The following is a 22,838-nucleotide window of genomic DNA, read 5'->3' as shown; positions in this document are numbered from 1 at the left end:
AAAGGGAGACTGAGATGGCTGCGGAGAAGCTCGATCGGACCGTCGTGAGGACGGCGACGGCGCTGATGGTCGGGGCGCTGGCGGTGGTGTTCGACACGACCATCCTGAGCATCGCGCTGCACACGCTCGCCACCGACCTGCACGCCACCGTGGCCGAGATCCAGTGGGTCACGACGGGGTACCTGCTCGCGCTCGCCGCGACGGTGCCGCTGTCGGCGTGGTGTCTCGCGCGGTTCGGCGGAAAGCGCGTGTGGATGGTCGCGCTCGGCATCTTCCTGCTCGGCTCCATCCTTTCCGGCCTCTCCTGGGACGCGGGCAGCCTGATCGTGTTCCGGATCGTGCAGGGCATCGGCGGCGGCCTGATGCTCCCCGTGATGACCACGATGGTGATGGAGGTCGCGGGCGGCAGGAACCTGGGCCGGGTCTCGGCCGTCGTGGGGCTCCCCGCCATGGTCGGACCCGTCCTCGGCCCGGTGCTCGGCGGCCTCATCCTCGCCATCGGGGACTGGCGGTGGATCTTCTGGGTCAACGTGCCGTTCTGCGTCGCCGGGCTCGTGCTCGCGATCCGGATGCTTCCCGCCGACCGTCCGCGCGATCCGCGCCGCCGCCTCGACATCGTCGGCGTCCTCCTGCTCGTGCCCGGGCTCGTCGGCGTCCTGCTGGGGCTCAGCGACTCGGCGCAGCCCGGCGGCTTCGGCAGGACGGACGCCTGGTTGCCGCTCACGCTCGGGGTCGCTCTGGTCGCGGCGTTCACGGCGTGGGCGCTGCGGCGCGGCGGCCGGGCGCTCGTCGACATCGGACTGCTGCGCATCCGGTCCGTGTGGTCGGCGTCGACTCTGCTGTTCCTCTCGGGTGTCGCGCTCTACGGTGCGATGCTGCTGCTCCCGCTGTTCTGGCAGCAGGAACGGGGGATGGATGCGCTCGGCGCCGGCCTCCTGCTCGTGCCGCAGGGATTGGGCACGCTGGCGTGCCGTCCACTCGCCGGGCGGCTGACGGACCGGATCGGCCCGCGCTGGATCGTCGTCGCGGGCTTCGCGATCGTCGCCGTCGCCACCTTCCCGTTCGCGCTCGGCCTGCCCGCCGCTGCGGACCCGCTGCTGATGGTGGTGCTCTTCGTGCGCGGCTTCGGCCTGGGCGCGGTGACGATGCCGCTCATGGTCGCCTCGTACCAGCAGCTGGAGGGCGAGCAGATCGCGCACTCCAGCATCCTCACCCGCACGGCGCAGCAGCTGGGCGGCTCGTTCGGGACGGCGCTCTTCGCGGTGGTGCTGCAGACCGCCGTGACGCAGGGGGCGAGCGTGCCGGACGCGTTCACGCTGGCGTTCTGGGGAGCGACGGCGCTCACCGCCGTGGCGGCGCTGATCGGCCTGGTGCTGCCCGGCTCGCGGTCCGGACGGGCGGCAGCGCGTCCCGCGACGGAGCCGACAGCCGGGCCGGCGCCGGTCACGGCAGGGTCAGGATCTCCGCGCCGCGCTCGGTGACGACGATCGTGTGCTCGAACTGGGCCGTGATGCTGCGGTCGCGCGTCACAACCGTCCAGTCGTCCGCCCACATGTCCCACTCGTGCGTGCCGAGCGTGAGCATCGGCTCGATGGTGAACACCATCCCGACCTCCATCACGTCGTCGTACTGCGGCGCCGCGTCGTAGTGCGGGATGATCAGCCCGGAGTGGAACGCACGGCCGACGCCGTGCCCGGTGAAGTCGCGGACGACGCCGTAGCCGAACCGCTTGGCGTACGACTCGATGGCGCGGCCGATCACGTTGACCTGACGGCCGGGGGCGACCGCCTTGATGCCGCGGTTCAGGGACTCGCGGGTGCGGTCGACGAGCAGCTCGACCTCCTCGCTCGCCTTCCCGACGACGAAGGTCTGGTTGCTGTCGCCGTGGTAGCCGTTCTTGTACGCGGTGATGTCGATGTTGACGATGTCGCCGTCCTCGAGCACCGTGTCGTCGGGGATGCCGTGGCAGACCACCTCGTTGACGGAGCTGCAGATCGACTTGGGGTAGCCGCGGTAGCCGAGCGTCGAGGGGTAGGCGTCGTGCTCGATCAGGAATTCGTGCCCGATCGCGTCCAGCTCCTCGGTCGTGACGCCGGGGCGCACGGCCTCGCCGACGCGCTCGATGGCCCGCGCGGCGATCCGGCCGGACTCGCGGATGAGCGCGATCTCCTCCGGTGTGTAGAGGTCGCCCGCCGTGTACGGCGCGGGTCCCGGCTTGCCAACATACTCGGGCCTCCGGATGCGGGAAGGGACGGGACGCATCGCGCTGACGCGGCCGGGAACCAGGTGACCGGCGGAATCCTTGGGCATAGGATCAAGCTTATGACCGGCGACAACTACGGCATCGAGCAGAACGCCGAACACAAGTACTGGTACAACATGAAGACCGGCCAGGTCGAGCAGGGCTTCGTCTCGCCCGCTCCGGACCGCGTCGGCCCGTTCGACACCCGCGTCGAGGCCGAGCACGCGCTGGAGAAGCTGCGCGAGAACAGCGCCAAGTGGGCGGAAGAGGACGCCGAAGAGGGCCGCTAGCCGCCTCGATCCTCGCGCCCGCGCCGCCACCCGTTCCGGAGTTCTTCACGCGACACGCCGCTGCTGAGCGTGAACAACTCCGGAAGCGATGGCGAGGGGCTTAGAAGCTGTGCTCGGAGGTGGGGAAGGTGCCGCCCTGGACGTCGGCCTTGTATGCGCGCGCCGCGTCGGCGAGCACGCCCTTCAGGTCGGCGTACTGCTTCACGAAGCGGGGGATGCGTCCGGTGCTCAACCCCGCCCAGTCGGTCCAGACCAGCAGCTGGCCGTCGGTGTGCGGGCCAGCGCCGACGCCGATCGTGGGGATGCGCAGCTCCTCGGTGACGCGCTTGGCCACGTCCGCCGGCACCATCTCCATCACGACCGCGAACGCGCCGGCGTCCTCGACCGCGTGCGCGTCCGCGAGGATCTGCTCCGCGCCAGCGCCGCGGCCCTGCACCAGGTGGCCGCCCAGGCCGTGCTCGCTCTGCGGGGTGAAGCCGATGTGCGCCATCACCGGGATGCCCGCATCCACGATCCGGCGGATCTGCTTGGCGCTGCGCTCACCGCCCTCCAGCTTGACCGCGTGCGCGCCGGTCTCCTTCATGAACCGCACCGCCGTGTGCAGCGCCTCCTGGGCTCCGGTCTCGTACGAGCCGAACGGCATGTCCGCCACCACGAACGCCCGCTTGACCGCCTTCGCGACCGCGCGGGTGAGCGGGATCAGCTCATCCACCGTCACCGGCAGCGTGGTGTCGTAGCCGAGCACGTTGTTTCCGGCCGAGTCGCCGACCAGCAGGAAGTCGATGCCCGCCTCGTCGAAGATCTGGGCGGTCAGCATGTCGTAGCTGGTCAGCCCGGTGAACGGAGCGCCCTCCTCCTTCGCGGCCTGGAAGTGACGGGTCCGCACCCGCTTCAGAGACTGCATCGACGAGGTTTCGGGGTGGACGGAGGGCACAGGGGACTGCTCGCTCATGCGCCTCAGTCTAGTGACGCGCCCAGCGGGTCTCCCTGCCCGGCGAACCACTAGTCTGGAGGGGCTGACGAAAGGGGCAGGATGGACAAGCAGCGCGACTTCGTTCTTCGCACGATCGAGGAACGCGGCGTCAAGTTCGTGAGGCTGTGGTTCACCGACGTCGTCGGCACGCTGAAGTCCGTCGCGATCGCACCCGCGGAGGTCGAGGGCGCCTTCGCCGAGGGCCTCGGCTTCGACGGCTCCGCGATCGAGGGGCTGACCCGCGCGTACGAGTCCGACCTGCTCGCGCATCCCGACCCCACCACGTTCCAGATCCTGCCGTGGCGCGGCGAGGTCGACCCGACGGCGCGGATGTTCTGCGACATCACCACGCCGGACGGCCAGCCCTCCGTGTCCGACCCGCGCAACGTCCTCAAGCGCACGCTGGAGAAGGCGGCCGACCGCGGCTTCACCTTCTACACGCACCCCGAGATCGAGTTCTACCTGCTGAAGTCCTCGCGCTTCGGCGAGGAGGGGCCGGAGCCCGTCGACTCGGCCGGTTACTTCGACAACGTCCCGGGCGGCACGGCTCACGACTTCCGCCGCCGCTCGGTGCGGATGCTCGAGGACCTCGGCATCTCGGTCGAGTTCAGCCACCACGAGGCGGGTCCCGGCCAGAACGAGATCGACCTGCGCTACGCGGACGCGCTCACCACCGCCGACAACATCATGACCTTCCGCACGGTGGTCAAGGAGGTGGCGATCGAGCAGGGCGTCTACGCGACCTTCATGCCGAAGCCGCTCTCCGGCCACCCCGGCTCCGGCATGCACACCCACATGTCGCTGTTCGAGGGCGACACCAACGCGTTCTTCGAGGCGGGCGCCCAGTACCAGCTCTCGAAAGTGGGCCGCCAGTTCATCGCCGGTCTGTTGCGGCACGCACCGGAGATCACGGCGGTCACCAACCAGTTCGTCAACTCCTACAAGCGACTGTGGGGCGGGGACGAGGCACCGAGCTTCGTGTGCTGGGGCCACAACAACAGGTCCGCGCTCGTGCGCGTGCCGCTCTACAAGCCGAACAAGGGCCAGAGCTCGCGCGTCGAGTACCGGGCGATCGACTCGGCGGCCAACCCCTACCTCGCGTTCTCGCTGATGCTCGCCGCCGGGCTCAAGGGCATCGAGCAGCAGTACGAGCTGCCCCCGGAGGCGGAGAACAACGTCTGGGCACTCTCGGACGCCGAGCGCCGCGCCCTCGGCTACAACCAGCTCCCGGCGAGCCTCGACCACGCCATCTCGCTGATGGAGGACTCCGAGCTGGTGGCGGAGACGCTGGGGGAGCAGGTGTTCAACTACGCGCTGCTGAACAAGCGCAAGGAGTGGGCGGAGTACCGGGCGCAGGTCACCCCGTACGAGCTCCGGACGAACCTCGAGATCCTCTGACCAGAACGTGACGCGCGAGCAGCTCTCTCTCACGGCCTTGGCACGCGCCGGCTTCGTGGGGTTGAGCTCGGTGCGCACCGAGCTGGTCGAGCTGTCCGAGCTGACCGGGTTCCCGATCGACGACCTGCTGCCCGCCTTCTCGGCGGCGGCCGACCCGGACAATGCGCTGCAGCTCGCACTGCGCCTGCTGCGTCACGCCCCGGTTCAGACCGCGCGCTACGTGCCGTCGCGTAACGACGCTCGCCGGCTGCTGCGGGTCGTCGGCGCGTCGGAGGGCGTTGCGGAGTTCTTCCTCCGTCAGCCCGCGGAACTCGCCGCCCTTGACTTCCCGGTCACCGCGCTCCCCGGCGCCGGCGAGCTGCGCGCCGACCTGCTCGACGCGGTCGGCGCGGTCGACGGCTTCGCGGAGCTCGTCGAGGAGGAGGCGTGGACGGCCCTGCGCGTCCGCTACCGCCGCCGCCTCGTCCAGATCGCGAGCTTCGACCTGGAGCAGGAGGACCCCGTCGCCGGATTCGACGCCGTGGCGGCGACGCTCTCCGACCTCGCCGCGGCAGCCCTCGAGGCCTCGCTCGCCGTCGCGCGCCGGCAGACCAGCGGAACCGGGCCCGGCCGTTTCCCGGAGGAGGAGGTGCGGGCGACGCCGTTCGCGATCATCGGGATGGGCAAGGCAGGCGCCCGCGAGCTCAACTATGTCAGCGACGTGGACGTCATCTACGTGACGGAGGGCGCGGAGGAGACAGGACTCTCCTCCGGCCGCGCTGTCGACATCGCGACCCGGCTGGCCGTGCTGACGCAGCGCGGCATCCACGACCCCGCGATCGAGCCGGGACTCTGGGAGGTCGACCCGAACCTGCGGCCGGAGGGCAAGGACGGGGCGCTGGTGCGCACACTCGAGTCGCACATCGCGTACTACGACCGCTGGGCGAAGGGATGGGAGTTCCAGGCGCTGCTGAAGGCGCGTCCGCTCGCGGGCGACGCCGACCTCGGCCGCCGCTACGCGGACGCTCTCGCGCCGAAGGTGTGGAGCAGCGCGTCCCGGGAGAACTTCGTGGAGTCGGTGCAGAGGATGCGCGAGCGCGTCACCGACAACATCCCGGACGACGAGGTGCACTACCAGCTGAAGCTCGGGCCGGGCGGCCTGCGCGACGTCGAGTTCACCGTCCAGCTGCTGCAGCTCGTCCACGGCCAGACCGACGACAGGGTGCGCCAGCGCGACACGCTCTCCGCCCTGGCGGCACTCGCCGAGCAGGGCTACATCGGCCGGGAGGAGGCGGCGGCGTTCGCGCAGGACTACCGGACGCTGCGGCTCATGGAGCACCGCCTCCAGTTGCGGCACCTGCAGCGCACCCACATCATGCCGCGCGACGAGGGGGATGTGCGCATCCTCGCGCGCGCGACCGGGCTGGCCACCAGCGCCCCGCAGCTGATGACGCGGTGGAACGAGATCAAGCACCGGGTGCGCGGGCTGCACGAGCGGCTGTTCTACCGGCCACTGCTCAGCGCCGTCGCCGCGACCCCGACCGAGGACTTCGCCCTCACCAGCGAGCAGGCCGAGGCGCGCCTCGCGGCGATCGGCTTCCGCGATCCGCGCGGTGCGCTCACGCACATCGGCGCGCTGACCTCCGGCGTCTCGCGGAGGGCCGCCATCCAGCGGCACCTGCTGCCCGTGATGCTGCAGTGGTTCGCGGACGGCGCCGACCCCGACTACGGTCTGCTCACCTTCCGCCGGCTCAGCGAGGACCTCGGCTCGACGCACTGGTACCTGCGGATGTTGCGCGACTCCACCGGCGCCGCCGAGAAACTGACCCGGGTGCTCTCCGGCTCACGGTTCGCGGGCGAGCTGCTCGGGCGCATCCCCGAGTCGGTGGCGTGGCTGGAGTCGGAGGACGAGCTGCGGCCGCGGTCGCCCGAGCTGTTGCGCGAGGAGACGGCGGCCATCCTCGCCAGGCACGAGTCGGTGGACACGGCCGCCGCGGCACTGCGGACGGTGCGCCGCCGCGAGGTGCTGCGCCTGGCGTTCTGCGGCATCCTCGGCCTGTGCTCCATCGAGGAGCTCGCCCACGGCCTGACCGCGGTGACCGAGAACGTGCTGACCGGCGTGCTCGCTGCCATCCGCACCGCACGCGGCGACGCCGCCGACCTGGAGTTCGCGATCATCGGCATGGGCCGGTTCGGCGGCCGCGAGCTCGGCTTCGGCTCCGACGCCGACGTCATGTACGTCTTCCGGCCGCTCGCCGCCGAGCCGGACGCCGCCCACACGGCGGCCCTCGCGATCGTCGCCGAGCTGAACCGCCTGACCGAGGACAACCGGCTGCCCCTCGACCTCGACATCGGCCTCCGGCCGGAGGGGAAGAACGGCACGCCCGTCCGGTCGCTCGAGTCGTATCGCGCCTACTACCGCCGCTGGTCGCTCACCTGGGAGGCGCAGGCGCTGCTGCGGGCGCGCGGTGTCGCGGGGGACGCGGCGCTGCTGGCCGACTTCGAGGCGCTGGCTGACGAGGTGCGCTACCCGGCCGCGATCGCCGAGCAGGAGGTGCGCGAGGTCAAGCGCATCAAGGCCCGGGTGGAGAACGAGCGGCTGCCGCAGGGGGCCGACCCGTCACGGCACCTGAAGCTGGGCCGCGGGTCGCTCAGCGACGTGGAGTGGTTCGTCCAGCTCATCCAGCTGCAGCACGCCGCCGCGATCCCCGCCCTGCGCACGACGTCGACGCTGGATGCGCTCGCGGTCGCGGCCGAGCGGGGGCTCGTCTCCGAGGAGGACGCGGCCAAACTGCACGACGCGTGGGTGTTCGCCTCCCGCGCCCGCTCGGCGATGACGCTCTGGACGGACAAGACCGCCGACGTTCTGCCATCCGACCGGGTGGCCCTTGACGGCGTCGCCCGGCTGATGGAGTACCCGCCCGGCTCGGCGAGCCGGCTGGAGGAGGACTACCTCGCGGTCACCCGGCGCGCTCGCGCTGTGTTCGAGCGTGAGTTCTACGGCATGCCGTCGCGTCCCGCGCCCACCGCGTAGCGCGCGGTTCGTGCCGAACGGTGCGGGTCGCACGACCCGCCCATTCGGCACGAACCTTCGCGGTCAGCCGCGGGCGCCGACGGGTTCGCGGCCGGATTCCTGCGCGGCGGCCGATGGCTCGCCCGTCTCGTCCGTCTCGTCCGTCTCGTCGTCGTCCCGGAACGCGTCGCCGGTGCGCGGCGCGTTGTAGAGGTCGAGGTCGAGGATGCCCTCGCGCTTGGCGACGATCGTCGGCACGAGCGCCTGCCCGGCCACGTTGACCGCGGTGCGGCCCATGTCGAGGATCGCGTCCACCGCCAGCAGCAGGCCGACGCCGTCGAGCGGCAGGCCGAGCGTCGAGAGCGTGAGCGTCAGCATGACGATCGCTCCGGTGGTCCCCGCCGTCGCGGCCGAGCCGACTACCGAGACGACGATGATCAGCACGTACTGCCAGATGTCCAGGTGGATGCCGTAGAACTGCGCGACGAAGATCGCGGCGATGGCGGGGTAGATCGCGGCGCAGCCGTCCATCTTCGTGGTGGCGCCGAGCGGCGCGGCGAACGACGCGTACGACTGCGGAACACCCAGGTTGCGCTCGACCACCCGCTGGGTGAGTGGCAGTGTCCCGATGGAGGAGCGGCTCACGAAGCCGAGCTGGACCGCCGGCCAGACACCGGAGAAGTACTGGCGGATCGAGAGGCCGTTGGAGCGGATCAGGATGGGGTAGACGACGAACAGCACCAGCGCGAGGCCGATGTAGATCGCGGCGACGAACCAGGCGAGCGAGCCGATCGTGGTCCAGCCGTAGGTGGCGACGGCGTTCGCGATCAGCGCGAACGTGCCGAGCGGCGCCAGCCGGATGATCCACCAGAGCACCCGCTGCACGATCTTGAGCGCCGAGTCCGTGAAGGTCAGGAACGGCTCCGCCTTCCTGCCCACCTTGAGCGCGGCGATGCCGATCGCGGCCGCGACGACGATCACCTGCAGCACGTTGAAGCTGACCGCCGACGTCGCGGTCGCCGCGCCGTCGACCAGCGTGACCTTGGTGCTGACCTGTGCGCCCGCGAAGTTCCCCGGGACGAGGCCGATCAGGAAGTTCCACCAGGTCGCGGTGACGCCCGGGTCCGCGGCGGCGAGCTCGCCGTGGCTAGCGCGGCTGCCCGGCTGGATGACGAGGCCGAGCACGATGCCGATGCTGACGGCGATCAGCGCGGTGACCGCGAACCAGAACAGGGTGCGTCCGGCCAGGCGGGCGGCGTTGGACACGCGGCGCAGGTTGCCGATGCTGGAGACGATCGCGAGGAAGACCAGCGGGACCACCGCGGCCTTCAGCAGCGACACGTAGGCGCCGCCGATCGTGTCGAGCGTCGCGGTGAGGCCGTTGGGGGCGGCGTCCGGCCCGCTGGTGCCGAGCTGGCGCGCGATCACGCCGACGACGACGCCGAGGACCAGGGCCGCGGTGACCTGGACACCGAAGGAGCGCCACCACGGCTTCTTCGGGCGAGCCGCAGCGGGTGTGCTCCGCGCGGTGGTGGATGACGACGGTGATGGTGAGGATGTCGGGGAAGAGCTCATCCCTCGACCGTAGAACGGCGGGTCTGCCGTCGGCGCGCCGTGCTACGAAACATGACGGGCGTCGTCTCCGGGCGCCGGGTCCGCTCTCCCGTCCCGCAGCCGCGCGGCTTTCCCGAGGAGCACATCGCGCTCCCGGTCGTTGCCCGCGAGGGCCGCCGCCGCGCTGAGCTCGGAGACCGCCTCCTGTGTGCGTCCCAGCTGGGCCAGCAGTTCGCCGCGCACGCTCGGCAGAAGATGCGAGCCTCGGAGCGCGCCCTGCGCAACCAGCTCGTCGACGATCCGCAGCGCGCTCGCCGGCCCGGTGGCCATCGACACCGCGGCGGCGCGGTTCAGCTCGACGACCGGATTGGGCGCCAGCGTCCCGAGCGCCTCGTAGAGCAGCACGATGCGCGCCCAGTCGGTCTCCTCCGCGCTGGGTGCGACTGCGTGGCATTCGGCGATGGCCGCCTGCAGGGCGTACGGCCCGCGCCCGCGGCCGAGCTCGTCCGAACGGTGGAGCGCCGCCCTGCCGCGCCCGATCTGGCCGCGGTCCCAGCGGGTGCGGTCCTGGTCGGCGAGCAGGACGGGCGTCCCGTCTCCGCGCGTGCGGGCCGCGAACCGCGCGGCCTGCAGCTCCATCAGGGCGACGAGCCCGTGCACCTCCGGCTCGCGGGGGAGCAGCGCCGCGAGCATCCTGCCCAGCCGGAGCGCCTCGTTGGCGAGCTCGGGACGCATCCACTCGCGCCCGGTCGTCGCTGCGTAGCCCTCGGTGAACACCAGGTAGACGACGCCGAGCACTCCGGCGAGCCGACCCTTCCACTCGGACGGCTCCGGCGTCGCGAACGGCACCTTTGCGGCCTGGATGGTCTTCTTGGCCCGCACGATCCGCTGCTGCACCGTGGCGACCGGCACGAAGTACATCCGCGCGATCTCCTCGGTGCTGAGGCCGGCGACGATCCGCAGCGTGAGCGCAACCTGCGCCTCCCGGGACAGCACCGGATGGCACGCGGTGAAGACCAGCCGGAGCACGTCGTCGTCGATCGGCTCCCACGCCGCCTCGGCCGACTCCTCCAGCGTCTGCGCGATCGCGCGGTAACGGTCGTCCAGCCCCTCGCGTCGCCGCCAGTGGTCGATCGCGCGCCGCTTGGCGACCGCGGTGAGCCAGCCGCCCGGGTTCTCCGGCACGCCGTCGCGCGGCCACTGCCGGAGAGCCTCGACGACCGCCTCCTGGGCGAGATCCTCGGCGAGGCCGACGTCGCCGGTCAGCTTCGCGAGCGTCGCGACGACGCGTGCGCCGTCGATGCGCCAGACGGCGTCGACCCGCGCCGGGATCCCGTTCATCCTGCTGCTCCGCTTCCGCCTCTCCGCGTCAGCGGCTCAGGCCTTGTCGGCGGCCGCGCGCCACTCGGCCTCCTTCTGGAGGTACTCGTTGTCGGCGAACGCCGCGAAGTCGCTCTCGTCGGTAACCCGGCGCACCTCCAGCTTGGATCCGGGGCCGAGCGGGCAGCGCGCCGCCCACTCCGCGGCCTCCTCCTTCGAGCTGACCTCGATGATCCAGAAACCGTTGAACAGCTCGTGGGTCTCACCGTAGGGGCCGTCCGTCACCGCAGGGGGCGTGCTGGAGAAGTCGACGACGAACCCGGTGGTCGCGACGTCGTCCGACAGTCCTTCGCCGGCCAGCAGCACGCCGGCCGAGATGAGCTGCTCGTTGTACTGGCCCATCTTCGTGATGACCTCGTTGAAGTCCATCTCCTCGTAAGCGGCCTTGGCGGCGTCGGTGCCTCGCATGATCAGCATGTACTTCATGGGTTTCTCCCTGAGCGTCTGCGGGTGCCCTTTCGCACCCTCCTACTATCGTGTCGAACGGCACGCGGAAAGGTCGACACCGGGCGCCAAGAATTCTTCGCCGGCTCCGGCGCACGCCTTCGAGGCGATCGGCAAGGCCCTGGACGCCCGCGTGTGCCCGTGGTTCTGTGCATCGCATGCGAAGGATCGTTTATGCAGGGGGCACGCTCTACACGGGGGACGCGATCGCCGAGGCACTGCTCGCGTACGCGCGGGCGCTCGCCCGCAACGGGACGGCCGACACCGTCTTCGTGCCCGCGCACACCGCGGAGGGGGACGACGGCACCATCGAACTCCTGGTCGGCCCGGCGAGCCAGCTGGTCAGCGAGCCGGTCGAGCTCGCGGGCCCGGAGCTGGCCGATGACGATCTGGTGGAGCGGCTGCGCACCCTGACCGCGGAACTGGAGCCGCGCCGTCCCGAGGCGCAGTCCGCAGCCGACGTCGACCTCACGGACGACATCGGCTGACCCGCCCCCGCTGGTAGCGTACGGAGGATGCAGATCGACGCATCCATCACGCCCGCCATCTCAGCACTCTGGCTGACCGTGGCGATCCTCGCCGGCGGCTACGCCCGCACCCGCAACCGGTCGGCCTGGTGGTGGTTCCTGCTGACGCTCTTCCTCGGCCCGATCGCCGCCTTCCTCCTGGTGACGTGGCCGCCGCGAGAGCCGGCGATGACCAGGCCTGGCGCGGGGTCGACAGCGGACGCGGACTGACGTCGAGCCCTCTCCCGAAGCCGATAACGGCGAAGCGCCCGCCGACGCGATGTCGGCGGGCGCTTCGTCTCGGCGGGATCAGACCCCGTAGTACAGCTCGTACTCGAAGGGGTGCGGACGCTGCGCGAGCGGCTTGATCTCCTTCTCGCGCTTGTACTCGATCCAGGTCTCGATCAGCTCGGGGGTGAACACGCCGCCCGCGGTGAGGAAGTCGTGGTCCGCCTCGAGCGCGTCGAGGGCCTCGCCGAGCGACGCCGGCACCTGGGGGATGTTCTTGGCCTCCTCGGGCGGCAGCTCGTAGAGGTCCTTGTCGACAGGCTCGTGCGGCTCGATGCGGTTCTTGATGCCGTCGAGGCCCGCCATCAGCTGGGCGGCGAACGCGAGGTACGGGTTGCCCGAGGCGTCAGGAGCGCGGAACTCGATGCGCTTGGCCTTCGGGTTGGTGCCCGTGATCGGGATGCGGATCGACGCCGAGCGGTTACCGGCCGAGTAGACCAGGTTGACCGGGGCCTCGAAGCCCGGGACTAGGCGGTGGAACGAGTTCACCGTCGGGTTCGTGAAGGCCAGCACGGCGGGGGCGTGCTTGAGCAGTCCGCCGATGTACCAGCGGGCGATGTCGGAGAGGCCGCCGTAGCCGGACTCGTCGTAGAACAGCGGCTTGCCGTCGTTCCACAGCGACTGGTGGGTGTGCATGCCGGAGCCGTTGTCGCCGAAGAGCGGCTTCGGCATGAACGTGGCGGTCTTGCCCCACTGCTCGGCCGTGTTCTTGACGATGTACTTGAACTTGAGGAGGTCGTCCGCCGCGTGGACCATGGTGTCGAAGCGGTAGTTGATCTCCGCCTGGCCGCCGGTGCCCACCTCGTGGTGCGCGCGCTCCAGGACGAGGCCGGCGTCGATCAGCTTCAGCGAGATGTCGTCGCGCAGGTCGGCCTGCTTGTCGACCGGGCTGACCGGGAAGTAGCCGCCCTTGTACGGCGTCTTGTTGCCCAGATTGCCGCCCTCTTCCGTGCGGCCGGTGTTCCAGGCGCCCTCCTCGGAGTCCACCGCGTAGAAGCTCGAGTGCTGGTTCACCTCGTAGCGGACGTCGTCGAAGATGTAGAACTCGGCCTCGGGGGCGAAGAACGCGGTGTCCGCGATGCCGGTGGAGGCGAGGTACTTCTCCGCCTTCTTGGCGACCTGACGCGGGTCCTTCGCGTAGATCTCGCCGTTGCGCGGGTTGTAGATGTCGAACACCATGATCAGCGTCCGCTCGACGCGGAACGGGTCGATGTACGCGGTCGACACATCGGGGATGAGCTGCATGTCCGACTCGTGGATCGACGCGAAGCCGCGGATCGAGGAGCCGTCGAAGAGCTGACCGACGGAGAAGAACTCCTCGTCGACGGTCGAGGCGGGGATGTTGAAGTGCTGCTGCACACCGGGCAGGTCGGTGAAGCGGATATCAAGGAACTTGACGTCCGTGTCCTTGATGAACTTGAGCACCTCGGAAGAATCGCGGAACATACGTTAGGACTCCCAATGGCTGTGCGATGACCGGACTGCGCGTGCAGCCCGACACCCACCGTACGGGGAGGCCGTTTCCCTCCCGTGACGCAAATGTTTCCGGCGTGTTACGCATACGTGCCCCGGGTAAACTCGATCGGGTGCCCCAGAACCCCTCTCAGCGCCCCCGCGACATCGCGCCCAGCCGCTATCCCGGGGAGCGTCTCGGGCTCCCGGAGGCAGGCCCGCGGTCGGTGGGACGAGCTGGTCGCCGCATCGGCGCGATCGTCGTCGACTGGGCGATCGCGTCCCTGATCTCGTTCGCGTTCTTCCACTACGACCCGTGGGCGAACATCGGGATCTTCGCGCTGATGCAGGTCGTGTTCATCCCGACCATCGGCGGCAGCATCGGGCACCGGATCTTCGGGATGCGGGTCGTCGCCATCCGCGGCGGCTGGGTCGGCGTGTGGCGGCCGATCGTCCGCACGGTGCTGCTGTGCGTCGTGATCCCGGCTCTCGTCTGGGACTCCGACCAGCGCGGCTTCCACGACAAGGTGGCCGGCACCGTCCTCATCCGCGGCTGACATGCGGGCGCTCCTGCTGCGTCCCGCGTCCGCGGCGGACGCCGACGCCGTCGCCGACGTCTTCCTCGCCGCCCGGGCGGGGATGACGTATCTGCCCGCGCTGCACACCGAGGAGGAGACGCGATCCTGGATCGCGGGCGTCGTGCTGCCCGGGTGCTCGGTGACGGTGGCGATCGAGGGGACCGCGGTGCTGGGGTTCTCCGCGCTGGACGGCGATTGGCTCGAGCACCTGTACGTGCGCCCCGACGCGCACGGCCGGGGGATCGGGACGCGTCTGCTGGCGGAGGCGAAGGCGACGGGCCCGGGGGAGCTGAACCTGCACACGTTCCAGCGGAACGCGCGGGCGCGGCGGTTCTACGAGCGCAACGGCTTCGCGATCGTGGCGCTCAGCGACGGCACGGCCAACGAGGAACGCGAGCCGGACATCCACTACCGGTGGACGCGCGACGCGTGACCTGCCGCCGAGCGGCGGGACGGCGGGGAGCCGGACTCAGCGGGCGCGCTGCGCGCGCACCTTCATGGGGTCGATGCCCTTCGGGATCGGCATGGAGTTCTCCAGCGACTGGAGGCGGTTGCTGATCGCGAGCACCTCGGCCTTGGTCAGCGTCGGCTTGATCTTGGCGAGCGTGCGGGGGACCTTGTGCAGCGGCACCGAGTCGGAGTCCGGACCGACCGAGATGGTGGTCACGGGCACGTTCGGGAGCACGCGCGTCACCTTGCGGCGCTCCTCGTCGATCATGCGCTGGGTGCGGGTCTTCGGACCCTCGCTGATGAGCACGACGCCGCCGCGGCCGGTGGCACGGTAGACCGCGTCCTGCGTCTTGCCGTTGACGGCGACGGGCATCTCGGAGCCGCGCCAGCTGCGCTTCAGCGAGCTGCGCAGCACGGCGCCGACGGCGCCCGGCTGCCCCTCGATCTGCGAGTACGCGGCACGCTCGGCCCGGCGACCCAGGATGATCAGTGCCAGCAGCACGCCGGCGAACACGCCGGCGACGATCCAGAGCACCATCGTGAAGACGTTGCCGCCGGAGAGGAACACCGCCAGCAGGATGCCGACCACGATCGGAAGGGCGAGTCCGAGGACGATGTAGAGGACCGCGCGGTCGTCGTAGCGACGGGTCATCTGGAAGACCTGCCACATCTGCTTCAGACGGCCGGGCTCCTTGGTGGACTTGTCCTTACGTGCCATAGACATAGGATACCGGCTCGGCCGCCCGCGAGACGACGTGTTCGCGGGCGGCAGAGCAGGTCACGAGACGGCCTGTGCGAAGCCGAGCGAGGCGTCGACCAGCGGCCGCAGCTCGGCCGGGATCTCGCGGCCCTTGGCGCGCATCGACTGCGCCCACAGGCGCCCGGCGCGGTACGACGAGCGCACCAGGGGACCGGCCAGCACGCCGAGGAAGCCGATCTCCTCCGCCTCGGCCTTCAGCTCGACGAACTCGTCCGGATGCACCCAGCGTGCGACCGGGAGGTGGCGAGGGCTCGGCCGCAGGTACTGGGTGATCGTGATGATGTCGGTCCCGGCGTCGTGCAGGTCGCGCAGGGCCTGGCTGACCTCGGCGCGCTCCTCGCCCATCCCGAGGATGAGGTTCGACTTCGTGATCAGGCCGGCGGCGCGTCCCTGGGTGAGCACATCCAGCGAGCGGTCGTAGCGGAAGGCCGGGCGGATGCGCTTGAAGATGCGCGGGACGGTCTCGACGTTGTGGGCGAACACCTCCGGGCGCGCGGAGAAGACCTCGCCGAGGTGGTCCGGGTTGCCGGAGAAGTCGGGCACCAGGATCTCGACGCCGGTGCCGGGGCTCTGCCGATGGATTTCGCGGATGGTTTCGGCGTACAGCCACGAGCCCTCGTCGGGGAGGTCGTCGCGGGCGACGCCGGTGACGGTGGAGTAGCGCAGCCCCATCCGCGCCACCGACTCGGCGACCCTGCGCGGTTCGTCCCTGTCGAACTCGGCGGGCTTGCCGGTGTCGATCTGGCAGAAGTCGCAGCGCCTGGTGCACTGCGAGCCCCCGATGAGGAACGTGGCCTCCCTGTCCTCCCAGCACTCGTAGATGTTCGGGCAGCCGGCCTCCTGGCAGACGGTGTGCAGCTCCTCGGACTTCACCAGGCCGTGCAGCTGCCGGTATTCGGGGCCCATCTTCGCGCGCGTCTTGATCCACTCGGGTTTGCGCTCGATCGGCGTCTGGGCGTTGCGGACCTCGAGGCGCAGCATCCGGCGCCCCTCGGGTGCGGCGCTCACGCGGCGGTCTCCGTGCGCTCGGCGGCGGACGCCCGCACGGCGGCGACGTCGGGTTCGCGGTCGAACTCACGATCGAAGGCCGCCTGCACCAGCGGCGCGACCTCGCTCGGCGTCACCGTGCGCCCGAGGACGCGCGAGATCGTCGTGACACCCGCGTCGCGGATGCCGCACGCGACGATGTGCTCATAGGGGTCGAGCGCGTTCGAGCAGTTCAGGGCGAAGCCGTGCATGGTCACGCCCTCGGCGACGCGGATCCCGATCGCGGCGATCTTCTCGTCCGGAGCGCCGGTGTGGCCGCGCAGCCAGACCCCCGAGCGGCCGTCGACGCGTTCGCCGGGCACGCCGAGCTCGGCGAGCACCGCGATGAGCACGGACTCCAGCCGGCGCACGTAGCCGACGACGTCGATCGGCTCCTCCAGGCGCAGGAGCGGATAGCCGACGAGCTGGCCCGGGCCGTGCCAGGTGATCTTGCCGCCGCGGTCCACGTCGATCACGGGCGTGCCGTCGGTCGGTCGTTCGTCGTCGTCGGTGCGCTTGCCTGCGGTGTAGACGGAGTCGTGTTCGAGGAGGAGGACGGTGTCCGTCGCGCGGCCGGCGACGACATCCGCGTGGATCGCACGCTGCTGTCGGAGAGCCACGTCGTACGGAACGGTGGAGGGACCGAGCCCCGTCACGTCGTAGGTGATCATATCCGCATCCTATGTGGACTCAGTCTAGAAAGTCGAATGGCTCCTGCACAGCCGACGATCTGCGCCAGGGCATCCACATCTTTCGGGCGTGCGCGGTGGCTCACGCTTCCGCGCGCTTCGATGGATACATGAGCACTGGACGCCGATCCCGGACCCCGCCGCCGGACTGGACGAAGCAGGCCCGCGCCGCGGCCGGAGCGCGGCGCCTGAGGGTCCTGCCGGAGCCGACCGGTGCGTTGCCACGGGCCGGGCCGAGGGAGCACAGCGTGCTCGTTGCGGGTGACGACCTGGCGGAGCCCGCGCTGCTCCGGCTCCGGGACGAGGCGGCGGGCGGGCAGCCGCTCGCGGAGGAGTGCCGGGCACGCCGCGCGGCTGGATCGGAGTATGTGCCCACCCCGCTCGACGAGCCGAGCGCGCGGGTGGAGCGGGGCCGGACGATCTCGTCGGTGCTGCTGCCGCACGCCCGGGGAGGGACGCTGAACGCGCTGCTCGCCGCGCGTGTCGGGATCGGGTCGGGCGAGGCGGCGACGATCCTGCTCGCCATGGCCCGGGCGCTGGCTCACCTGCATGCGGCCGGATGGGCGGGCGCGGTGCCGAGCACGGAGGCGGTCGCCTTCCGGGCGGACGGCTGCCCACTGCTGGTCAGGATGGACACCGTGCGACCGTGGACGGCCGAGATCGCGCGCGATGACCGGCGCGAGTACCGGGCGTTCGTCCGGGCCGTGTGCGGCGCGGTCGGCGACGGCGGAGGCCAGGCCCTGTACCTGACCGTCGACGCCGCTCTCGACGGCGGGGAATGGGACGCGGTGGTCGTCGCCATCCTGAACACCGCAGCCCCGGCCGCGGTGATGCTGCCCGAGGGCGGCGGAGCAGGTGCGGGGACACCGGTTCCCCGGCCGGGAGATCGGTCGAGCGTGCAGCGGTCGGGCAACCAGGGGCGTGGTGTCGGAGCGCTCGTGGAGGCCGCGATGGCCGCGCTGGACGGCCGTCCACTCGCTGGCCTGCTCGCGGCGGTCACCGGCTGGCTGCGCGCCCGGCCGATGCTCGTCCTGATCGGATCGGCCCCGATCGTGGTCGCCGTGGTCGTGCTCGTGCTGATGCCTGCGGAGGCCGGTCCCGGGTCCGCGGGATGACGCGGAACGGCCCCGCTCCGGTGGGGAGCGGGGCCGTTCCGTCGGCTGCGTCGATCGACGCCGGGCGTCAGATGCCGAGGCTGCCCTCGAAGTCGCCGCCCTCGAGGCGGTTCTTGACCGCGACGAGGAAGCGCGCCGCGTCCGCGCCGTCGACGATCCGGTGGTCGTACGACAGGGCGAGGTAGACGGTCGAGCGGATGGCGATCGAGTCGCTGCCGTCGGCCGAGACGACGACCGGCTTCTTCGTCACGATGCCGGTGCCGAGGATGGCGACCTGCGGGAGGAAGACCAGGGGAGTGTCGAACAGCGCGCCGCGCGAACCGGTGTTGGTCAGCGTGAACGTGCCGCCGGCGAGCTCGTCCGGCTTCAGGCGGTTGTCGCGCGTGCGGCCGGCGAGGTCCGCGATCTCTGCCGCGAGCTGGGCGATGTCGAGGTCGGACGCGTTGCGGATGACCGGCGTCAGCAGGCCGCGCTCGGTGTCGACCGCGATCGAGATGTTCTCGTGGTCCGGGTACACGATGCTGTCGCCGTCGACGGTGGCGTTGATGACGGGGTAGGTCTTCAGCGCCTCGGCCGCGGCCAGGGCGAAGAACGGCAGGAAGGAGAGCTTGACGCCGGTCTTGGCCTGGAAGTCGCCCCTCACGCGGTCGCGGAGCGCCGCGACCTTGGTGACGTCCACCTCGACGACCGAGGTGAGCTGGGCGGTCGACTGCATCGACACGACCGCGCGCTCGGCGACGACCTTGCGCAGACGCGACATCGGCTGGGTCGTGCCACGCAGCGGCGAGACCTCGGCGGCCGGGGCGGCGGCGGGGGCGGCAGCCGGAGCGGCGGCGGGGGCCGCTGCGCTGAGGATGTCCTCCTTGCGGATGCGTCCGCCGACACCGGTGCCGGTGACCGTGGACAGGTCGACGCCCTGCTCGTTGGCGAGCTTGCGGACGATCGGGGTCACGTAGCCGGCGTTGCCGGCGTGCGCGCCACCGGCGGCCGGGGCCGGGGCAGCAGCCGCGGGGGCCGGAGTGGCGGCGGGGGCCGGAGCAGCAGCCGCAGGGGCCGGAGCAGCCGCGGGGGCCGGAGCGGCAGCGGCCGGAGCGGCGGGTGCCTCCTGAGCCGGGGCCGGAGCAGCGGCCGGAGCCTCCTGAGCTGGGGCCGGAGCAGCAGCCGGAGCCTCCTGAGCGGGGGCGGGAGCAGCCGGAGCCTCCTGGGCCGGGGCAGCGGGAGCGGGAGCGGGAGCAGCCGGCGCCTCCTGAGCGGGAGCCGCCTCCTGAGCGGGAGCCGCCTCCTGAGCCGGAGCAGCAGCCTCAGCCGGAGCCGCAGCCTCGGGAGCGGCCGCCTCGGGCGCAGCGCCCGAGCCGGAGCCGTCGCCGATGGTCACGAGCGGGGTGCCCACCTCGACCGTCTCGTCCTCCTGCACCAGGATCGCCTCGACGACGCCCGCGACGGGCGACGGGATCTCGGTGTCGACCTTGTCGGTCGAGACTTCGAGCAGGGGCTCGTCCACCTCGACACGGTCGCCAACGTTCTTCAGCCAGCGGGTGACCGTGCCTTCCGTGACACTCTCACCGAGTGCCGGGAGGCTGACGGATTCGCTCATGAGCTTCTCTCCTTCAAAACCTGATCGTTCAGTAGCTTATTGCCGCTTCCGCGGCGGACGGACTAGAGGGTGTGCAGCGGCTTGCCCGCGAGGTACAGGAAGGCCTCACCCAGCGACTCGTTCTGCGTGGGGTGCGCGTGGATGAACGGCGCGATGTCCTCCGGGTACGCCTCCCAGTTCACCGCGAGCTGCGCCTCGCCGATGAGCTCGCCCACGCGCGCGCCGATCATGTGCACGCCGACGACGGGGCCGTCGTTGACGCGGACCACCTTGACGGTGCCGCTGGTGCCGATGATCTCGCTCTTGCCGTTGCCGGCGAGGCTGTAGTCGTAGCTGCTGACCTTGTCCGCGCCGTACTGGTCGACGGCCTTGGCCTCGGTGAGGCCGATGGAGGCGACCTCCGGATCGCAGTAGGTGACCTTCGGGATGTTGACGTCGGGGACGACGACGGGGTTCAGCCCCGCGATCTCCTCGGCCACGAAGATGCCCTGCTGGAAGCCGCGGTGCGCGAGCTGCAGGCCGGGGACGATGTCGCCGACGGCGTAGACGCCCGGGATGTTGGTCGCGAGACGCTCGTTCGTGATGACGAAGCCGCGGTCGAGCGTGATGCCGACCTCCTCGTAGCCGAGACCGGCGGTGAGCGGGCCACGGCCGACGGCGACGAGCAGCAGCTCGGCCTCGACGGTCTCGCCGTTCTCGAGCGAGACGACGACGCCGTTCTCGTTCTGGGTGACGCCGGAGAAGCGCACGCCGAGCTTGTAGTCGATGCCGCGGCGGCGGAACGCGCGCTCGAGCGACTTGCTGATCGACTCGTCCTCGTTCGGGACCAGGTGCGGAAGGGCCTCGATGATGGTCACCTCGGCGCCGAACGACTTCCAGACGCTGGCGAACTCGACGCCGATCACACCGCCGCCGAGCACGGCGACCTTCTTCGGCACGAAGTCCAGCTCGAGCGCCTGCTCGCTGGTGATCACACGGCCGCCGATCTCGAGGCCGGGAAGCGACCGCGAGTAGGAGCCGGTTGCCAGGATGACGTTCTTGCCGACGATCGTGTCCTCGCCGACCTGCACGGTGGTGGGGGAGACGAGACGTCCCTCGCCCTCGATCACCGTGATGCCCCGGGCCTTCACCAGGCCCTGCAGGCCCTTGTACTTCTTGGCGATGATGCTCTGGCGGTACTCGGTGACACCGTTGATGTCGATGCCCTGGAGCTGGGTGATGATTCCGTACTTGGCGGACTCCCGCGAATAGTCCGCGACTTCGGCCGCGTGCAGCAGCGCCTTGGTCGGGATGCAGCCGCGGTGCAGGCAGGTGCCGCCGACCTTGTCCTTCTCGATCATGCCGACGGTGAAACCGAGCTCGGCCGCACGCAGCGCCGCTGCGTAGCCTCCACTCCCACCGCCGAGCACCACAATGTCAAAGTTCTGCTCAGACACCCAGCTACTCCCTCGCGCATCAGGATTCGTGACACGATCCTGCCCCGAGGGGTGGCTCCGGGCAGGGGTTACATGGGCAGGATTTTCCCGCCTATACGACCCTACTACTTCCCGGAAATGGTCTCGGCCAAACGGACGAGCGCCCGTACGCTGACGGCGGACGGCCCCTTGCCGGTGAAGCCGTACGGCGACGCGGGGCCCTTCGCCGGTCCGGCGATGTCGAGGTGGGCCCACGGGATGCGCGGCGCGTCGTCCGCCTCGGAGGTGCGGCCGATGAACTCCTGCAGGAACACGCCGGCGAGCAGCATCCCGCCCGCGGTGTTGCCCGGGTTCGCGTTCGCGATGTCGGCGACCTCGGAGTTGATGGTCGCGCGCAGCTCCGCGGCCAGGGGCATCGGCCAGAGCAGCTCCCCGCTCGCCTTCGCCGCGCCGATGACGTCCCCGACGAGATCGTCGGACCCCATCACGGCGGCGTACCGGGTGCCGAGCGCGACCATCGCCGCGCCGGTCAGCGTCGCGACGTCGACGATCGCGTCCGGGTGCTCCTCGCTCGCGGCGACGAGGCCGTCGGCGAGCACAAGTCGGCCCTCGGCGTCGGTGTTCAGCACCTCGACCGTGCGTCCGCCGCGCATCCGCAGCACGTCGTTCGGGCGGATCGCCGAGCCGGACGGCATGTTCTCGGCAAGACACAGCCACGCTGTCACCCGCACCGGCAGCTCCAGCCGGGCGGCGGCGAGCGCGACGGCGAGGACGGTCGCTGCGCCGGTCATGTCGTACTTCATGCCGACCATGCCCGACGGCGGCTTGAGCGAGAGGCCGCCGGAGTCGAAGGTGATGCCCTTGCCGACGAGCGCCAGGTGCTTCTCGGCGCCGGCGGGCGAATAGTCCACTTTCACCAGCCGCGGCGGACGGGTCGAGCCCTGGCCGACGCCGAGGATGCCGCCGAAGCCGTCGTCGGCGAGCCGCTGCTCGTCCCAGACGGTGAGCTCGACCGGCAGGCCGTCCGCCGCATCACGGGCGCGCTCGGCGAAGGTGGCGGGGTAGAGGTCGATCGGCGGCATGTTGACGAGGTCCTTGACCAGCGAGACCGCCTCGGCGACGGCGACGGCGTGCGCCACGAGCTCGTCTGCGCGGCCGGAGGTCCCGATGACCTCTACAGCGGCGACGGGCGGCTTGGCCCCCGCGCGGCTCTTCTCGCGGTAGTCCGTGAAGGAATAGGAGCCGAGGGCGGCGCCCTCCAGGACGGCGCCGAGCTGCTCGTCGCTCTCGGTCGGGAGGTCGACGGCCACCGAGTCGACGCCCGCGAGCTGGCGGATCGCCGTGCCCGCCGCGTAGCGGAGCGCGTCCTCGTCCAGCTCGTCCGGCAGTCCGACGACGGCGAGCGGGTTCCCGTCCGCGGAGCCGGGCAGGCGAACCAGCTCGTCCTTGCCGCCGGAGAAGCCGACGGCGGCGAGCTGGCCGGAGAGGCCGTCGGGCGCGCCGGCCGTGAGGACGACGATGCCGTCGCGGCCGGAGCGCGCGCCGATGACGCGGACGGCGGCGGACGAGGAGGAAGCGGAGGAGAGCGAGAGCGCGGGAACCGTCATGCTCTCGACCCTATCCGCTGCGCAGCGCGCGGGGCGGTCGGCTGTTCGCTGTGGGCGTGCTGGGACAGGGCCGGAGCGCGGCACC

At 71.0% G+C, this 22,838-nt stretch carries 21 protein-coding genes; 9 read left to right on the top strand and 12 right to left on the bottom strand.

Translation table 11 applies throughout. From position 1 onward, the window contains the following. The first annotated feature begins 14 nt into the window (after window positions 1-14). Entirely contained in the window at window positions 15-1,481 is a 1,467-nt protein-coding gene (locus AAME72_RS18665) for an MDR family MFS transporter (RefSeq protein WP_348788023.1), read from the top strand. Here the strand turns inward: AAME72_RS18665 and map are convergent. Continuing rightward, window positions 1,444-2,310: a type I methionyl aminopeptidase gene (gene map / locus AAME72_RS18660; protein WP_348788022.1), complete on the bottom strand. Its 867-nt coding sequence runs from the start codon at window positions 2,308-2,310 to the stop codon at window positions 1,444-1,446. The genes AAME72_RS18665 and map overlap by 38 nt on opposite strands. Before the next feature lie 12 nt (window positions 2,311-2,322). Between map and AAME72_RS18655 the strand changes: the two genes are divergently transcribed. After that, window positions 2,323-2,532, top strand: a complete 210-nt coding sequence (locus AAME72_RS18655) for an SPOR domain-containing protein (protein WP_348788021.1) — start codon at window positions 2,323-2,325, stop codon at window positions 2,530-2,532. A gap of 100 nt (window positions 2,533-2,632) precedes the next feature. On the opposite strand, the gene panB is transcribed toward AAME72_RS18655, so the two are convergent. Further along, complete coding sequence (gene panB, locus AAME72_RS18650; RefSeq protein ID WP_348788020.1) at window positions 2,633-3,484, bottom strand: 3-methyl-2-oxobutanoate hydroxymethyltransferase; 852 nt, start codon at window positions 3,482-3,484, stop codon at window positions 2,633-2,635. Window positions 3,485-3,565: 81 nt separating this feature from the next. On the opposite strand from panB, the gene glnA (AAME72_RS18645) reads away from it, so the two are divergent. Both glnA (AAME72_RS18645) and AAME72_RS18640 read left to right on the top strand, forming a co-directional pair. Then, on the top strand, window positions 3,566-4,903 hold the full coding sequence (gene glnA / locus AAME72_RS18645) for a type I glutamate--ammonia ligase (protein WP_348788019.1): 1,338 nt from the start codon (window positions 3,566-3,568) through the stop codon (window positions 4,901-4,903). A gap of 7 nt (window positions 4,904-4,910) precedes the next feature. Next, the gene (locus AAME72_RS18640; RefSeq protein ID WP_348788018.1) at window positions 4,911-7,916 is read left to right on the top strand and encodes a bifunctional [glutamine synthetase] adenylyltransferase/[glutamine synthetase]-adenylyl-L-tyrosine phosphorylase; all 3,006 of its coding nucleotides are present in this window, start codon (window positions 4,911-4,913) and stop codon (window positions 7,914-7,916) included. A gap of 63 nt (window positions 7,917-7,979) precedes the next feature. Here AAME72_RS18640 and AAME72_RS18635 read toward each other — a convergent pair whose 3' ends face one another. The 3 genes from AAME72_RS18635 to AAME72_RS18625 are packed head-to-tail and all read right to left on the bottom strand — an operon-like array spanning window position 7,980 to window position 11,255. Next, window positions 7,980-9,470: a dicarboxylate/amino acid:cation symporter gene (locus AAME72_RS18635; protein ID WP_348788017.1), complete on the bottom strand. Its 1,491-nt coding sequence runs from the start codon at window positions 9,468-9,470 to the stop codon at window positions 7,980-7,982. A gap of 42 nt (window positions 9,471-9,512) precedes the next feature. Beyond that, window positions 9,513-10,790 carry an RNA polymerase sigma factor gene (locus AAME72_RS18630; RefSeq protein ID WP_348788016.1) on the bottom strand — a complete coding sequence of 426 codons (1,278 nt, stop codon included), beginning with the start codon at window positions 10,788-10,790 and terminating at the stop codon, window positions 9,513-9,515. A 36-nt stretch (window positions 10,791-10,826) separates the two neighbouring features. Further along, window positions 10,827-11,255, bottom strand: coding sequence for a YciI family protein (locus tag AAME72_RS18625; RefSeq protein WP_348788015.1), 429 nt, complete (start codon window positions 11,253-11,255; stop codon window positions 10,827-10,829). Between the two features lie 176 nt (window positions 11,256-11,431). Here AAME72_RS18625 and AAME72_RS18620 point away from each other — a divergent pair, with 176 nt between their 5' ends. Both AAME72_RS18620 and AAME72_RS18615 read left to right on the top strand, forming a co-directional pair. Beyond that, a complete protein-coding gene (locus tag AAME72_RS18620) occupies window positions 11,432-11,761 on the top strand; it encodes a hypothetical protein (RefSeq protein ID WP_348788014.1) in 330 nt (109 codons plus the stop codon). A 27-nt stretch (window positions 11,762-11,788) separates the two neighbouring features. Beyond that, a complete protein-coding gene (locus AAME72_RS18615) occupies window positions 11,789-12,010 on the top strand; it encodes a hypothetical protein (protein ID WP_348788013.1) in 222 nt (73 codons plus the stop codon). Window positions 12,011-12,088: 78 nt separating this feature from the next. On the opposite strand, the gene glnA (AAME72_RS18610) is transcribed toward AAME72_RS18615, so the two are convergent. Continuing rightward, entirely contained in the window at window positions 12,089-13,513 is a 1,425-nt protein-coding gene (glnA, locus tag AAME72_RS18610) for a type I glutamate--ammonia ligase (RefSeq protein ID WP_348788012.1), read from the bottom strand. A 140-nt stretch (window positions 13,514-13,653) separates the two neighbouring features. Between glnA (AAME72_RS18610) and AAME72_RS18605 the strand changes: the two genes are divergently transcribed. Then, window positions 13,654-14,076: an RDD family protein gene (locus AAME72_RS18605; protein ID WP_348788011.1), complete on the top strand. Its 423-nt coding sequence runs from the start codon at window positions 13,654-13,656 to the stop codon at window positions 14,074-14,076. Between the two features lies 1 nt (window position 14,077). Then, window positions 14,078-14,530: a GNAT family N-acetyltransferase gene (locus tag AAME72_RS18600; RefSeq protein ID WP_348788010.1), complete on the top strand. Its 453-nt coding sequence runs from the start codon at window positions 14,078-14,080 to the stop codon at window positions 14,528-14,530. A gap of 36 nt (window positions 14,531-14,566) precedes the next feature. Here AAME72_RS18600 and AAME72_RS18595 read toward each other — a convergent pair whose 3' ends face one another. From AAME72_RS18595 to lipB, 3 genes are read right to left on the bottom strand one after another with little or no spacing between them, the layout of a single operon-like run. Beyond that, window positions 14,567-15,265 (bottom strand): DUF4191 domain-containing protein, encoded by a 699-nt coding sequence (locus tag AAME72_RS18595; RefSeq protein WP_348788009.1) that lies wholly within the window; start codon window positions 15,263-15,265, stop codon window positions 14,567-14,569. 60 nt (window positions 15,266-15,325) lie between these two features. Next, the gene (lipA, locus tag AAME72_RS18590) at window positions 15,326-16,315 is read right to left on the bottom strand and encodes a lipoyl synthase (RefSeq protein ID WP_348788008.1); all 990 of its coding nucleotides are present in this window, start codon (window positions 16,313-16,315) and stop codon (window positions 15,326-15,328) included. Further along, a complete protein-coding gene (gene lipB, locus AAME72_RS18585; protein WP_348788007.1) occupies window positions 16,312-17,004 on the bottom strand; it encodes a lipoyl(octanoyl) transferase LipB in 693 nt (230 codons plus the stop codon). Before lipB ends, lipA begins: the two co-directional genes overlap by 4 nt. Before the next feature lie 128 nt (window positions 17,005-17,132). On the opposite strand from lipB, the gene AAME72_RS18580 reads away from it, so the two are divergent. Beyond that, window positions 17,133-18,137: a hypothetical protein gene (locus AAME72_RS18580; RefSeq protein WP_348788006.1), complete on the top strand. Its 1,005-nt coding sequence runs from the start codon at window positions 17,133-17,135 to the stop codon at window positions 18,135-18,137. 67 nt (window positions 18,138-18,204) lie between these two features. Here AAME72_RS18580 and sucB read toward each other — a convergent pair whose 3' ends face one another. The 3 genes from sucB to AAME72_RS18565 form a co-directional block, all read right to left on the bottom strand. After that, window positions 18,205-19,731, bottom strand: coding sequence for a 2-oxoglutarate dehydrogenase, E2 component, dihydrolipoamide succinyltransferase (sucB, locus tag AAME72_RS18575; protein ID WP_348788005.1), 1,527 nt, complete (start codon window positions 19,729-19,731; stop codon window positions 18,205-18,207). A gap of 62 nt (window positions 19,732-19,793) precedes the next feature. After that, window positions 19,794-21,167, bottom strand: coding sequence for a dihydrolipoyl dehydrogenase (gene lpdA, locus AAME72_RS18570; RefSeq protein ID WP_348788004.1), 1,374 nt, complete (start codon window positions 21,165-21,167; stop codon window positions 19,794-19,796). A 104-nt stretch (window positions 21,168-21,271) separates the two neighbouring features. Next, window positions 21,272-22,753: a leucyl aminopeptidase gene (locus tag AAME72_RS18565; RefSeq protein ID WP_348788003.1), complete on the bottom strand. Its 1,482-nt coding sequence runs from the start codon at window positions 22,751-22,753 to the stop codon at window positions 21,272-21,274. Between the last annotated feature and the right edge of the window lie 85 nt (window positions 22,754-22,838).

Source organism: Leifsonia sp. NPDC080035 (genome assembly GCF_040050925.1).
Classification (GTDB): Bacteria; Actinomycetota; Actinomycetes; order Actinomycetales; family Microbacteriaceae; genus Leifsonia.
Note: the sequence above shows the minus strand (reverse complement) of the source record. Positions and strands in the feature narration are given on the sequence as shown.